Genomic DNA, 12706 nt, shown 5'->3' with positions numbered 1-12706 from the left:
GTGGCGGAGTAGCTCAGTTGGTTAGAGCAGCGGAATCATAATCCGCGTGTCGGGGGTTCAAGTCCCTCCTCCGCTACCAAAATCCCCAGCATGTCAGTTAGAGACGCGCTCACGGCGGTGGGCATCGCCTTTGTTACAGCAGGCCTCGCGCTGCGGCTGGAGGTTTCGTTCCTCGTGGCGGGCATGGTTGTCGCCGCGGTCAGCGCCTAATCAGTCTGGATCGTTTCAAGAAAGGCGAGCAAATTCGCAAGCGGTAGGCCGACCATCATTCGTTGCCCGTTGGACAAAGGCATCGCGATTTGCTGGTCTGTCTCGAACACTGCACCAAAGATGGGCATTTCGCCCCCGTGGGCGAGCAGTTGTGAACGGCCATCAATCTGTTCAGCTATGCGAGCTATCGGAAACACGCCGTCGTTTTCAGCCGCCAATTTAGTCAGGTCGGGTGTTCGAATAGCCAGCATGTCGGCCATTGGCCCGTCCCCGGTCGCTTCGAAACCGTGGCATTGCCAGCAATATGTCCGGTACAGATTATTGCCGTCCTGAATGCTGATATCCTGCGCCAAAGCAGATCCGGTGACGAAAAACGCCAACAAAACCGTGTAAAAACCCTGCATTTTCTCCTCCATCGCGCTGTCTCAGTTAAGGACTAGTTTTATTGGTGCCGTTGAGGAGCTTCTTTGACCTCGCTCATGTTGGTCACGCCAATCCGACTGTCGCGTCGGTGGATGCACCGGAAGACTGGAGCGCAGCACCCGTGACCGCCCCAGTAAACAGGGTCGACGTGAACCGGCCGATAACACCGTGAACGGATTTCCATCCCAAAACTCGCTCTGATGAACAGGTTGGCTTTGTCCGTTCGTCCGACTGCAACCGACAGTTCACTTGTGTTCAGCGTCGCAAACCCAACGTGAAGCGTTTATTGACATAGATCAAAGCACCAACACGACTCACATAGTGAAATACGAATGTTTCAACGCGATCTACGTTCACTGACCTGTCCCCATACAAACATGAAGGTGAACGGAATTCTGAAGACGTGGAAGTTCCACACAGGGGGCTCGGCAAAAGTAGTGACGAGCCCCCTTATTGTTAATTGGCGGTCTATCAGCCTGAGCGTCGAGACTAATGCCAGTGAACGCGGTCTTGATCATAGGTTTCGCCCCGCCTGCGACCGCGGAGAGCAACAAGAAGGGCGCCTCGGGCACACCTTATCTAGGGCATCGGTGAAGAAACCTTATGAACACGATTGATCCACCAGAACAAAAACTCCGACGGGCCCTTACGACTCCGTTGCTCACGCTTTATGGGCTTGGTGTAACAGTCGGAGCCGGAATTTACGTTTTGGTCGGCGCAACAGCGGACCTTGCCGGTCCGTTTGCGGCGTTTTCATTTGTTGTGGCTGCGTCAGTGGTGTCATTAACGGCACTTTCATACGCGGAACTTGCAACACGGTTCCCCGTCAGCGCCGGTGAAGCCGCCTATGTTGAAGCGGGCTTCCAAAAAAACTGGATGGCCGTTTTGGTCGGCCTTGCTGTCGCAGCTTCGGGTGTTATCTCCGCATCTGCCGTTGCAATTGGCGCAGCATCGTATCTGCACGCTTTGACCGGTTTGGCGGCCCCTCTTTTGACCATCAGTGTTGTGTTGATCATGGGTACCATCGCGCTTTGGGGGATCACCGAGTCGGTCTTTGTTGCGGCCGTCATTACGATTATCGAGATCGCGGGTCTTCTCTTTGTGATTGGCTGGGGCATGTCGATCCAGGACCCGCAAGGATACCCGCTTAGCTCGATGCGCCCTCCCCTTGAGATCGACGCATGGAGAGGAATCTTCGCAGCCTCTCTTCTCGCCTTCTTTGCCTTCGTGGGTTTCGAGGACATGGCAAATGTGGCCGAAGAAGTGAAAGACCCTGTTCGCACCATCCCAAAAGCGATTTTACTCACGCTTGTTCTGGCGACTGTTTTGTATCTCGGGACTTCAATGACGGTTCTGCTTGTGGTGCCGATCGAAAAGCTGTCGACATCCGCGGCTACGCTCGCGCTGGTATTTTCAACTGCGCCCGAGATGATCCAAAATGGGTTTTCCGCAGTCGCAATCGTGGCAACCGTCAATGGCGTACTGATCCAGATGATCATGGCCTCACGGGTGATCTATGGGCTGGCCGACCGGGACCACCTGCCGAAAGTTCTGGCCATAGTGCCCAAGGCAACACAGACGCCAGTGGTCGCGACCCTACTGGTCGTGGCGATCATCGTGTTGCTGACACAAACACTTCCGATTGGAATATTGGCAGAACGCACGTCGCAGATCGTTCTGGGCGTCTTTGTGCTGGTCAACACCTCGCTGATCCTGCTGAAGTTGAAACCGGACAATTCTGCCAAGCATTTCCGCGTGCCTCTTTTCGTGCCAATCCTAGGTGTGATCACCAGCGGATTGCTTTTCGGAGCTGGATTTCTCTAAGTAAAAGTAACGAACCAAAGGCCCAAACGGACCTACTATGACACATGACGACTGACCAAATCTCCTTGCGATCAAAGCTCTGGGCCTGGTGGCATAGAACCTTTGTTGATCTGGCTCAGCAGTTGCAGTGGTCCTACCTGCCGCCGTTGATGGTGTATTTCGCGGCCGGGGTATCCGGCCTGACGTCGGTGGTCGGCGCATTTTTCCTGAAAGATTACCTCGACTTATCCGCCTCTTTCGTTGCGGGTCTGGCGTTTTGGACTGGCATCCCTTGGATTCTAAAAATGCCGCTTGGTCATATCGTCGACCTGTTTTGGCGCTGGAAATCCCTGCTGATCCTATTTGGCGCGTCCCTGATCACGTTGTCTTTGGCCACCATGTATGGGCTTGTGACCGCGCCTGCGCAGATGGCGTCCGTTATGCCGCTGGAAGACTGGTATGTTTTCGCTCTGCTTTTGGCACCTTCGGGCTATGCCATTCAGGATGTTGTTGCGGATGCCATGACAGTCGAGGCTGTTCCCAAGGTCAATCAAAACGGCCTCGCCTTTACACCTGAAGAAACCCGCGCTCAGCACACGACAATGCAAACCTTGGGCAGGGTCTCGATCATTTCCGGGTTCGCAGCGGTTGCGGCTGTAAACATCTGGATTTTTTCGGGAACCGAGGACCTGCAAAAACCCGATCGTCTCGCGCTTTATGGCCAGGTTTACCTGACAGCTCTGGCCATTCCCGTTTTGTCCGTCAGCGGTGTCGTTCTTCACGGAATAATTCAGCGCCAGCGTGTTCGGCGCGGGCACCTTCCGTTCAAGCCGGATGACATCACCGAGGTCAAATGGTCCATCTTACTTGGTGGCCTCGCCTTCGTCGTGCTCAGCATTGTTCTGGGAACGGCGGATTTCGCGTTTGCGCAAGAGACCGTCTTTGCGGTTTCACTTACGGTGATCCTTTACCTCATGTCTCGTCTGCTGAAGGAGTTGGAACCGGCACAAGCCAAAGCGCTGGTCGGAACCGCAATAATCATTTTTGTATTTCGCGCTGTGCCTCTACCGGGGCCTGGTCTGACCTGGTTCGAAATCGACGAACTGGGGTTCGACGAACAGTTTCTTGCAATCCTGGCTTTGCTAACGTCGCTGCTGGCGTTGCTTGGATTGATCGTTCTTCGGCCATTTATGGCCAATCGCTCTATTGCGCAGGTGGTCGTCTTGCTGACGCTCGCTGCGGGCGTGCTCGCCCTGCCCAACCTTGCCCTCTATTACGGCGTGCATGAATGGACAGCGGCGCATACCGGCGGAGTTGTCGACGCTAGGTTCATTGCCATTCTCGATACCGCTGTTGAATCTCCACTCGGCCAGATTGCCATGGTTCCGATGCTGGCCTGGATTGCGCGTAATGCCCCAGTTCAGTTGAAAGCAACCTTCTTTGCGGTGATGGCATCGTTTTCCAACATGGCCTTGTCAGCCAGCAGCCTCAGCACCAAGTACCTCAACCAAACATACGTCGTCACACGCGCCGTCACCAACCCGGAGAGCGGTATCGTTACGTCTACCGCAGACTATAGCCAACTCGGATACTTACTGATTTCAGTGGCCCTGATTTCGGTGATCGCTCCGCTTGTGACAGTTTTCATAGTTCAAAAATCGCGCTTCCGTACGCGCGAGTAGTCATTAGCTTTCTGTCTCTCTCAGCAAAGCTATGAGATGTGCAACTGGAACCCCAATGTTGGAACCACCGAACTCGGGCAGGATCGCGGCATTAATGGCAACCACCTCACCCCGTCGATTTAAGGCAGGTCCTCCGCTTCCACCCGTTGTGGTTTCGGCATCATAGACAATGGCACCCGTGCTGGTCCGCGCGACGATCCCTCGGCTGGCAAGCGGATGGATCTTGCTTTGCGCTGAAAGCCGTGACGCAATGGACCAGAAGTTCAGAGTTCCATCTTGCTCGAGCGTTTCCAAAAAGCCTGGACCCGCCTGCGCGATCAAAGCTTTCAAACCCGTGGGGTAACCCAGCAGGTACAGCTCTTCACCGACGCGCGACGTGGTCGCCGCCAATGGTATTCCAAGGCCCTGAACGCGGCTTGGATCCACGGCCAAAATCGCCAAGTCTGCCGTTTCACTGAACCGATCCAAATGCGCCTCTATCGGCTCTGTCTGATCCGGCAAATAGGCCAAAAGCCGTAACATTTCCGGTTCAAGACCCGCGTCGTTCAACGCTTTTTCTTGGTCCCCCGAGGTCCACGGCAATGCGACATGGCGGTTGGTTGCCATTAACGGAACCCCTTCAATCAGAAACCCGGTTCCGGTGAACTGAAATTCGGCAGGGTCGCCTGTCCCGTCAGGTTCGATCCAAGGTTGGCCAAACGGCGTTTTCAGGTTTTCTCCGTTCGGCCCCAGCATGTGCCGCAACAGCTTCCCGCTTTGAACGTGGCGCAATCCATAAGCCCCTTGAAGGAAAGCAACGGATCGAGTGGATGCCGCAATGACGCGCGTGGGCGCCCCCGCCCGCTGTTCGAGGGTTCCAAGACGTTGCTCGGTCGACAGAACCTGGTTTTCGAATGCATCACGCAGCGAAGCCAGATCGTCTGGCGAAAGCGCATCTTCTCGCGTCTGCGCAAGCATTACCGCGACTGCTTCGATCTTGCGGGATTCCTGTTCGATACTGTCGGCCAAACGCTTGTCGCTTTGATAAAGCAGGTATCCAAACCCCGCGATCGCAAATAGCATCGCAAGAACCGTGATCCTGAAAAGAACTGTGGTCTGAGACGCAAGCCGCCGCCCACTATCCCGCAGCGCACCCGACATTTTCCTTGCGAACGGTCGGCGACTTGTCCGGGTGTAAGCAAATGCGTCACTCAGGATATCTTCGACTGTATGACGCGCAGGAAACGAGTGATCGCATAACCTGTATCGAGACATCGGGCCCTTTTCGCCGAACTCGATCATGTCACCATGAGCAAGCGACCCTGACGAGATTTTCTGCCCATTCACCCATATATTACGCCCCGATGACGCGGTTATCGCGTATCCGTCTTCAGTCCATTGAAGAAAGGCAATGTCGTTATCGTGAGGGGGCAAATCGTCTTTCGGTCTTAGGCTCAACCCCCTGCTTTCACCGACAGAGACAGTCAGAGCAGTGTCGACAAGCCAATTCACGTTGCCGCGTGACGGTCCCGTCAGGCTTTCCAGGAAAGCCCGCACCTCGCCTTTGTCACCATGACCTGAGGGCGCGATCTCATTCTCGCCCGGATGTCGCATTTTGGTCCCCTGTCCTTACACGATGGGGCATTCTAACATACGGCGACACCAAACTCACCGTCACCCACGCGTGAGCAATTGATCCAATCCACGCAGCCTCTTGCAATCTCCAACTAGATCAATGGTCCCACTTGACCGCGACGCTCAGAAAGCCGACCGAAGATCGCCCGTTTCATCATGCGCAACCTTCTTCGTCTCCATTTCGCACCGCAAGATTGACCAATGTCAGGAGTCTTGATCGGATTTCCGGGTCAGCCTAGCGTTTACCCTAAATGAGCTTAGGTGTCAGACCTGCATCACAGCGGAGCAAAACCGTATGAAATGGCCGTATTTAGTGCTGATCTACGTTTTGCTGGTTTTGGCTCCACTGGGGTTTTCCTGGTCCCTTGGCTGGCCGCCGCGATCATTTCATCAAGAGCTCGCGTCCGGGCTTGGAATGCTTGCCTATTCAATAATCCTCGTGGAGTTTCTTCTGTCCGGACGGTTCAGGTTCATCTCTTCGGGATTAGGTATGGATGTGACCATGCGGGTGCATCAATTGATGGCGCGGACGGCACTGGGCTTTGCATTGGTTCACCCGCTTTTGTACCAAAGCACACCTTCTGGCGGACGCCGCCCGTGGGATACAACGCACCACCTAACGGTTACGACCGACTTTTCTGCGTTGGTGTCAGGTATCGGCGCATATTTTTTGCTCGTCATTCTGGTCGCCTCGGCGATTGCCCGCAAATCCCTTGAATACAAATATGAAACATGGCGCCTCTTGCACGGATTGGGGGCCTTGGTGCTTGCCAACCTGTTGTTGCACCATACCGTCTATGCCGGACGATATGGCAGTCATCCGTTGTTGACGTATTTCTGGTTTGCCATGACCGGCGTTGCCGTCGGAACCCTACTGTATGTTTATCTCATTCGCCCAATGCGCCAGCGCAAAAGGCCATGGCGGGTCACTTCCGTGTCTCGCCTCACACCCAGGCAATGGGAATTGCGCCTTAGGCCCGATGGTCATTCGGGGCTGGCTTTCGAAGCTGGCCAGTTTGCATGGCTCAATGTCGGCCACAGTGCGTTCTCTTTAAACGAGAACCCATTCTCGATAAGTTCAGCACCCGCGGACGGCCGCGAAGTGTCATTCGTCATAAAAGAGCTTGGGGATTTCACACGCAGCCTGGGGCAGATCGCTGTACAAACACCAGCCTATCTGGACGCCCCCTACGGAAACCTGTCGATCAACAACCGTCCTGAGAAAGGCATCGTTCTGGTCGCAGGTGGTGTCGGGATCGCGCCGATGCTGAGCATAGTGCGCCATGTAAACTCGACCGGGAAACAGCTAGATCTCAAGCTTATCTACGGAAACAGGGTGGAAGAGCAGATTGCATATCGGCAAGAGTTGTCCCAAGAAGACGCGGTATTTGTTTTGTCCGAACCGCCAAAGGATTGGCGCGGAGAAACAGGATTGATCGACGGCCCCCTTTTGGACCGCAATTTGTCTTCTGAACAGTTTGAACACTGGCTGTTTGTTCTCTGTGGCCCTCCTGCCATGATGGACACCGTCGAAGACCACCTCATCGCGCGCGGGACAGCGTCAAACCGGATTTTGTCTGAAAGGTTTGACTATGATTAACCCGATCAGGACCCTGCCCACACGCCAAAAGGTGAAACGCGCCGTGTGGGGCGTCAGCTTCGCAATTATCATCGCTGTCGTAGTCTTTTCCTTAAGGTAGCAACACAGGCCAACAACCCTTTGCTCGCTTCGCAAATGATGATCAACGGCTGGGCAAACCAGCACTCCTCTCAGGCGAAAACCTAACAAATTGGATGTTCTGAGTTTATTTTTACCCGTTAAGAACCATGGCTACCGGCCAAATTACGGTCGCTGGTTCACTTCATCAGTGCCCGAAAAGCACTGGCACGCCAGTCTGTTCCAACATTGCTTGCGTGGTTCCACCAAAAACTGACTCACGTAAATAGGAATGCCCATAAGCGCCCATCACAACAAGGCTGGCCCCCAATTCTGTTGCGTGATCTTGAATGCAGTGTTCAATCAAACGGCCGCCGCACGGAAATTGCGAGACGGTCACGTTGCACCCGTGATGATTGAGCCACCCAGCAATGTCAGTTCCGGGGACTTGACCATCAACACCATCAGGCAACGGCAGATCAAAACTCCCAATCACAACCTCCTTAGCGCCGAGGAAAAAGGGTAAAGCCAAATGCGCGGCCCTCGACGCAGGCAAGCTGTCATTCCACGCCAAAAAAATGCAGTCGTGTTGTGCAAACGGATTTCCGTTGATCATCAGGGGGACGGGCGAATGGAACAACACTCCGCATGCGATCTGGTGAAACAAATCGGGGTCATTTCTTAGTTCAGCATCTAAAAAGGCGACATCCGAACTGGAGGCTTGGCGGGCTACAATATGCTGCAACTCGGCTCCGGACCCCATAAAGGCGACTACATTGGCCGATATGCCCTGCTGGGCCAAATGCGTTTCAACCTCAGCGGCGCGCGTCCTTAGCGTGGCATTTTTTGCCTTCAAAACATCCAGCCAGTTTGAAGGAAGACCTGCCTCGACAAACCGGTTTGATCCATACTTCAGATAGGGCAATTTGGGTAAAGCGGAGGCTAAAATGCAGGTCAAATGCCCGTTCTGGGAACGGACAGCGTCCGCACATTCCAAAATGGGCGCGTCGTCAGTTTCGACCGCTACAAAATATGCTGAGGTTTTGCCTTGCATCCCTGACCTCCGTCCCAAACCTCACAGCGCGCAAGGGTCGAGCGCGCTATGTCAATCATCACAGAGGCAAGGTTCCCGTTCGTGCCTTTACTTCGGCAGCATGAAGAACTCTTCCAGAACAATCTTGCCGTCTGCCACCGAATACACGGCGATCTCTCGCAAAGTCATACGCTCACCGGTTGCCTTCTGAATCACTTCGGCCCTGAAACGCACACCAAAGCGGTTGGGTGGGTGGACGTATGGACCATCCACGTCGAGCTCCTGAATTTCGTGCGACGCCGCCCAATCCTCTCTTTTTCCCTTGATGGCTTCTCGGCCCTTTGTAACGCGGAATTGCCGGACCGGAGGCACAACCGCCTCTATCGACTGCGCGTTTTCGGCATAGATTTCATCAATGCTCGCGAGGCCCTTGCGCTCCTGCATAGACCGAACGAATGATCTTCCAATTTCAATCAAGTCTTCCATAAGCTTCCCCCATGTTGTCATTGACAGTACCACTTCTTATCCGTGCCAATCTTGACACGGATCAAAAAGCAAATGGCCAATGCGCCAAGGACGATCCGCTGGCATACCCGCACGCGCGGACTTACGTCCGAGCCTTCGGGTGAACGCCAACTATCTTGCGCCCAGATGTTCCGGAGTAAGCTGGAACGAAAAGACGTCGACGTCCTGATCGAAACCGCGCAACGTCTGTTCCCCCAGCGTGTCGGGCTTTTCAGAGACAAGGTCCACAAACTCACCCGTCGCTAGCAGCGGCGCATTGAGCGACCGTGTCAGGCCTTCCAGCCTGCTGACCTTTGCAACAGATGTGCCGGTCACCGTGAAATCCAGCCGTCTTTCGGTGCCAACATTGCCGTAAACGGCCGCGCCCATGTGCAGGCCAATGCCAAAGTCAAATTGATCCTCAGGCGGTACGTCTTCCCGCCTCTGAAATGCTTCCCGCGCGGCAGACAAGGCCGCTTCGCACATGTCTTCGGGCAATCTCCGGCGACCGTCGAACGGAAATATCGCCAGCAAACCGTCGCCTACAAATTTCAGGACCTCTCCACCGTGATCATGAACCGCCCCGGCCACGCAATCAAAGTACCGGTTGACTGCCGCCACGTAGCTTTCCGACGACAAGCGTTGACTAAGCGCGGTAGAGCCATGCATGTCGCTGTACAAAAGCGCGCAATCAATTTCCCGCACATCGCCACGCGAAACCTGACCGTTCAATACCGAGCGACCGGATATCCGGCCCAAGTAAGCTTCCATCAATTCAGCGGCCAGAAACTGCTCTGAGAAAACCCGGGTCGTGGCAAACAGGGGCGTAGACAGTCGTCTGAGGCCATTAATCTCACGGTCGGAAAAGCCAGACCGCTTCTTCGTCGCGAAAGATACCGAGACACCAAGCAGCCATTCCGATCCACTGTCAAAACTTATAGTGCGCGTTCCAAACGGAGCGGAGAAAACAAGGTAATCGGTGATGCCTGAAGCCGCGAGCTTTTGGTAAATAGGGTATTTTTCCCGGGTCGCCGGATCGGTCAGGTCCGCATGAATTGACGGCATCAGTTCCAGTTCCCCATCCAAGCTGTCAACCATGTCCCAAACATCGGTCTGCGTGAATTTCTTGGCCAGCTTTTCCGTGAGCTTCGTGTTTTCACCAAACGGAGCTTTGTCGAACATGTCATCCGTCACCGAGCCCCGAGGCATAACAGTCCAGTCGATGCGGTCGCTGGTCGCGTCCCAGGTCGCATCAAGCAGGCCAATGACGGGATGCATGACAAGACGGCCCAATGAAACCCGCGCAACGGGCACCCGCCATCCACCAACCGATGGCTCAGATGCTCAACCAAACCGCCAACGTCACCGTCAAAGAAGGCCAGCTTTTGCAACCAATCCGACATGCGATCGAAGACATCTGACATAGCGTTCTCCTCAATCATCAGTCTTTTACAACTCTTTGATCGAGTCATTTGATTTATTCGCGGATCATTTTCTTCGCTCAACTGCGGTCCTGAACCCGTCTAACAGGCTCGCTACACCGGGGTGTCGCATACCTGGTTGGCTTGTTCAGACCTCGCCACTTTCCTCTGGGTTCAAGGGCGCATAGCTTCCGTCCTCACGATGCACTTCTTGTCCACTAAGCGGCGGGTTGAATACGCAGACAAGGCGTAGGTCCGTGTCAGTCGCACGCACCACGTGCCGGTCATGTTGATCCAACGCATACAGCGTGAATGGCTCGAGGGTATGCCAGGTGTCATCGGCAGACGCCCTGATCTGCCCCCTGCCTTCGATACAATAGCACGCTTCAAAATGATGTTTGTATTCAAGTTCTAGCGCGGCGCCTTTTTTGACGATCGTGTCCGTCAATGAAAACCCCAATCCGTCAGAGGCAAGCAGCAACCTTCTGCTGCTCCACCCCGGACCAGAGACGTCCCGATCTGTCTCAAGAATATCTGCGAGCGTCTTAACAATCATCTTTCACCGCCTTTTTGCTATCGCACCGCGCGGTTCATTCCGCCGTCGGACAGTATACTCTGACCATTGATATACCGCGCGGCGTCACTGGCAAGAAAGACGCAAGCCTGCCCGATTTCCTCAAAAGTAGCAGGCCGCTGGGCGGGGATTTCCCGACGGGCCCGATCCGACAGGTTCACGTTCTCGCAAAATCCGGGCAGCAGGTTGTTCATACGGATGTTGTGCCGCGCGTAACGATCACCATAAAGCTTCGAGAAACTGTGCAATGCACCGCGCAGCATGCTCATGGGATAGGGCGCACGTGGCTCGACCGCGTTCATGGATGAGATATTGACGAAAGCACCGCCGCCTTGCTCGATCAGAATGGGCGTGACGATGCGGGCAATCTTGACGACGTTCAACACATACATGTCCAGACTTTCGTGCCACAACGCGTCGCTGAGCTCCAATAACGGCCCGTCAAAATCCGGGTCGAATCCGACGGTTTTGATGGCTTCAGGCACCGTCCCGCCATGACCCATATTGCTGACGATCGCATCAATCCGTCCGTACTTGCTCAGGGTGTCGTCAATCATCGCTTGCAGATCATCGACATCCAGAACGGACCCCCGGCGCCCAATACCGCCAAGCTCTTCCGCCAGTTCGACCGAACGGTTGGACGGGGACATCAACGAAACCTTGTAGCCGGCCTTTGCCATTTCAATGGCGCAGCCCCGACCGATGCCTTGTCCCGTTCCTGTCATCAGTGCGACCTTAACCTCGGGCATGACTTTTCCTTTCTTCAGACAAGTGGCGTGTGAGATTTTCTCATTTGAAGACAGTCTAGTTGCGGGGAACGCGCCTAAGCTATCGAGTTTTTCGGGCAGTGGTGTTACCTTTTCTCACATGACGAGTAACCTCAGACATCTCCGCGCCCTCCAAGCTTTTGATGAAACTGCAACCCACTCCAGCCTGACCCGGGCAGCGGATGTGCTGAATGTCACTCACGGTGCGATCAGCCGACAAATCAAGCTGCTGGAACTGCATCTTGGCGTGACGCTTTTTCATCGACGTCCCAATGGGGTCGAACTCACCAAAGCCGGTGAGCGTCTGTACCAATCGACGCGCGGCGCGTTTTCCGCATTGCAGCTGGGTGTGTCAGAGGTAAAGCGACTTCATCACCGCCAGTCGATTACTGTGTCCTTGTCCACATCGCTGGCGCTCAAATGGCTTGTCCCGCGGCTCAGTTCGTTTCAGCGGGAACATCCGGGTATCGCCTTGCTGCTGGATACGAATGACGCCTATGCGGATTTCGACAGGTCGGAAGTCGATATTGCCCTGCGTTTTGGCAAGCCCGGTTGGGATGGGCTATATCATGAGCAAATAAGACAAGAAGAACTCATAGTTGTGGCCGCGCCATCCCTTGTTGAGAATACTCGGAAACCGATGCGGGCCGAGGACGTGGCAGACCTCCCGCTTTTGCACGATGCGTTCAATGTTGGCTGGGAAAGCTGGGCTGCGCAGGTTGGGCTGAGCGCCGAGCGGATCAAGTCGCAAAGCATCAAATATGTCGACAGCGCCGTCTTGTTGGAGGCCGCGATTGACGGACAGGGCGTAGCACTGGCAAGGCATCTTCTGGCCGCCAGAGATCTGGACCTTGGTCGTCTGATCCGCCTTGATGACAGCAGTGCCCCATTGGACCGAGGGCTGTATTTCGTCTGTCGCCCCGGTGATCAGAACCGGGTCGCGATAAGAATTTTCAAGAAATGGCTGATGTCGATCTGAGCTTTTGACACTTTTCCCCAAGTCAGCAGTGAGACAAAC

General features: G+C 54.7%; 12 protein-coding genes and 1 tRNA gene. 6 read left to right on the top strand and 7 right to left on the bottom strand.

From position 1 onward, the window contains the following. Positions 1-2 precede the first annotated feature (2 nt). A tRNA-Met gene (locus ACR0MS_RS13525) sits at positions 3-79 on the top strand. 127 nt (positions 80-206) lie between these two features. On the opposite strand, the gene ACR0MS_RS13520 is transcribed toward ACR0MS_RS13525, so the two are convergent. Next, positions 207-614, bottom strand: a complete 408-nt coding sequence (locus tag ACR0MS_RS13520) for a c-type cytochrome (protein WP_480573677.1) — start codon at positions 612-614, stop codon at positions 207-209. A gap of 622 nt (positions 615-1236) precedes the next feature. Between ACR0MS_RS13520 and ACR0MS_RS13515 the strand changes: the two genes are divergently transcribed. Both ACR0MS_RS13515 and ACR0MS_RS13510 read left to right on the top strand, forming a co-directional pair. Further along, on the top strand, positions 1237-2457 hold the full coding sequence (locus ACR0MS_RS13515) for an APC family permease (protein WP_480573674.1): 1221 nt from the start codon (positions 1237-1239) through the stop codon (positions 2455-2457). 44 nt (positions 2458-2501) lie between these two features. Beyond that, on the top strand, positions 2502-4118 hold the full coding sequence (locus tag ACR0MS_RS13510) for an MFS transporter (RefSeq protein WP_480573671.1): 1617 nt from the start codon (positions 2502-2504) through the stop codon (positions 4116-4118). Positions 4119-4121: 3 nt separating this feature from the next. Here ACR0MS_RS13510 and ACR0MS_RS13505 read toward each other — a convergent pair whose 3' ends face one another. Next, positions 4122-5711, bottom strand: a complete 1590-nt coding sequence (locus tag ACR0MS_RS13505; protein WP_480573668.1) for a trypsin-like peptidase domain-containing protein — start codon at positions 5709-5711, stop codon at positions 4122-4124. Positions 5712-6027: 316 nt separating this feature from the next. On the opposite strand from ACR0MS_RS13505, the gene ACR0MS_RS13500 reads away from it, so the two are divergent. Continuing rightward, a complete protein-coding gene (locus ACR0MS_RS13500) occupies positions 6028-7332 on the top strand; it encodes a ferredoxin reductase family protein (protein ID WP_480573665.1) in 1305 nt (434 codons plus the stop codon). Between the two features lie 265 nt (positions 7333-7597). Here ACR0MS_RS13500 and ACR0MS_RS13495 read toward each other — a convergent pair whose 3' ends face one another. The 3 genes from ACR0MS_RS13495 to ACR0MS_RS13485 all read right to left on the bottom strand — a co-directional run bounded on the left by ACR0MS_RS13495 (position 7598) and on the right by ACR0MS_RS13485 (position 10204). Further along, positions 7598-8443 (bottom strand): universal stress protein, encoded by an 846-nt coding sequence (locus tag ACR0MS_RS13495; RefSeq protein WP_480573663.1) that lies wholly within the window; start codon positions 8441-8443, stop codon positions 7598-7600. 87 nt (positions 8444-8530) lie between these two features. After that, complete coding sequence (locus ACR0MS_RS13490) at positions 8531-8908, bottom strand: SnoaL-like domain-containing protein (protein ID WP_480573660.1); 378 nt, start codon at positions 8906-8908, stop codon at positions 8531-8533. A gap of 150 nt (positions 8909-9058) precedes the next feature. Further along, entirely contained in the window at positions 9059-10204 is a 1146-nt protein-coding gene (locus ACR0MS_RS13485; protein ID WP_480573657.1) for an adenylate/guanylate cyclase domain-containing protein, read from the bottom strand. Between the two features lie 14 nt (positions 10205-10218). Here ACR0MS_RS13485 and ACR0MS_RS13480 point away from each other — a divergent pair, with 14 nt between their 5' ends. Continuing rightward, the gene (locus ACR0MS_RS13480; RefSeq protein ID WP_480573654.1) at positions 10219-10347 is read left to right on the top strand and encodes a hypothetical protein; all 129 of its coding nucleotides are present in this window, start codon (positions 10219-10221) and stop codon (positions 10345-10347) included. A 148-nt stretch (positions 10348-10495) separates the two neighbouring features. On the opposite strand, the gene ACR0MS_RS13475 is transcribed toward ACR0MS_RS13480, so the two are convergent. Beyond that, positions 10496-10903 carry an ectoine synthase gene (locus ACR0MS_RS13475; RefSeq protein ID WP_480573651.1) on the bottom strand — a complete coding sequence of 136 codons (408 nt, stop codon included), beginning with the start codon at positions 10901-10903 and terminating at the stop codon, positions 10496-10498. A gap of 17 nt (positions 10904-10920) precedes the next feature. Continuing rightward, positions 10921-11670 (bottom strand): SDR family oxidoreductase, encoded by a 750-nt coding sequence (locus ACR0MS_RS13470; protein ID WP_480573648.1) that lies wholly within the window; start codon positions 11668-11670, stop codon positions 10921-10923. 118 nt (positions 11671-11788) lie between these two features. Between ACR0MS_RS13470 and ACR0MS_RS13465 the strand changes: the two genes are divergently transcribed. After that, positions 11789-12667 carry a LysR substrate-binding domain-containing protein gene (locus tag ACR0MS_RS13465; RefSeq protein WP_480573645.1) on the top strand — a complete coding sequence of 293 codons (879 nt, stop codon included), beginning with the start codon at positions 11789-11791 and terminating at the stop codon, positions 12665-12667. Positions 12668-12706 lie beyond the last annotated feature (39 nt).

Source organism: Ruegeria sp. CJ2, from assembly GCF_056536745.1.
The sequence above is the reverse complement of the archived record's forward strand: the minus strand, read 5'-3'. Positions and strand labels throughout refer to the sequence as shown.

What these genes read in the sequence shown, in the direction of transcription:
- ACR0MS_RS13505 (WP_480573668.1), bottom strand. Translation starts at nt 5,711, where the DNA reads ATGCGACATCCGGGCGAGAATGAGATCGCGCCCTCAGGTCATGGTGAC.
- ACR0MS_RS13470 (WP_480573648.1), bottom strand. Translation starts at nt 11,670, where the DNA reads ATGCCCGAGGTTAAGGTCGCACTGATGACAGGAACGGGACAAGGCATC.
- ACR0MS_RS13490 (WP_480573660.1), bottom strand. Translation starts at nt 8,908, where the DNA reads ATGGAAGACTTGATTGAAATTGGAAGATCATTCGTTCGGTCTATGCAG.
- ACR0MS_RS13500 (WP_480573665.1), top strand. Translation starts at nt 6,028, where the DNA reads ATGAAATGGCCGTATTTAGTGCTGATCTACGTTTTGCTGGTTTTGGCT.
- ACR0MS_RS13475 (WP_480573651.1), bottom strand. Translation starts at nt 10,903, where the DNA reads ATGATTGTTAAGACGCTCGCAGATATTCTTGAGACAGATCGGGACGTC.
- ACR0MS_RS13515 (WP_480573674.1), top strand. Translation starts at nt 1,237, where the DNA reads ATGAACACGATTGATCCACCAGAACAAAAACTCCGACGGGCCCTTACG.
- ACR0MS_RS13485 (WP_480573657.1), bottom strand. Translation starts at nt 10,204, where the DNA reads ATGCATCCCGTCATTGGCCTGCTTGATGCGACCTGGGACGCGACCAGC.
- ACR0MS_RS13520 (WP_480573677.1), bottom strand. Translation starts at nt 614, where the DNA reads ATGCAGGGTTTTTACACGGTTTTGTTGGCGTTTTTCGTCACCGGATCT.
- ACR0MS_RS13465 (WP_480573645.1), top strand. Translation starts at nt 11,789, where the DNA reads ATGACGAGTAACCTCAGACATCTCCGCGCCCTCCAAGCTTTTGATGAA.
- ACR0MS_RS13495 (WP_480573663.1), bottom strand. Translation starts at nt 8,443, where the DNA reads ATGCAAGGCAAAACCTCAGCATATTTTGTAGCGGTCGAAACTGACGAC.
- ACR0MS_RS13480 (WP_480573654.1), top strand. Translation starts at nt 10,219, where the DNA reads ATGAAACCCGCGCAACGGGCACCCGCCATCCACCAACCGATGGCTCAG.
- ACR0MS_RS13510 (WP_480573671.1), top strand. Translation starts at nt 2,502, where the DNA reads ATGACGACTGACCAAATCTCCTTGCGATCAAAGCTCTGGGCCTGGTGG.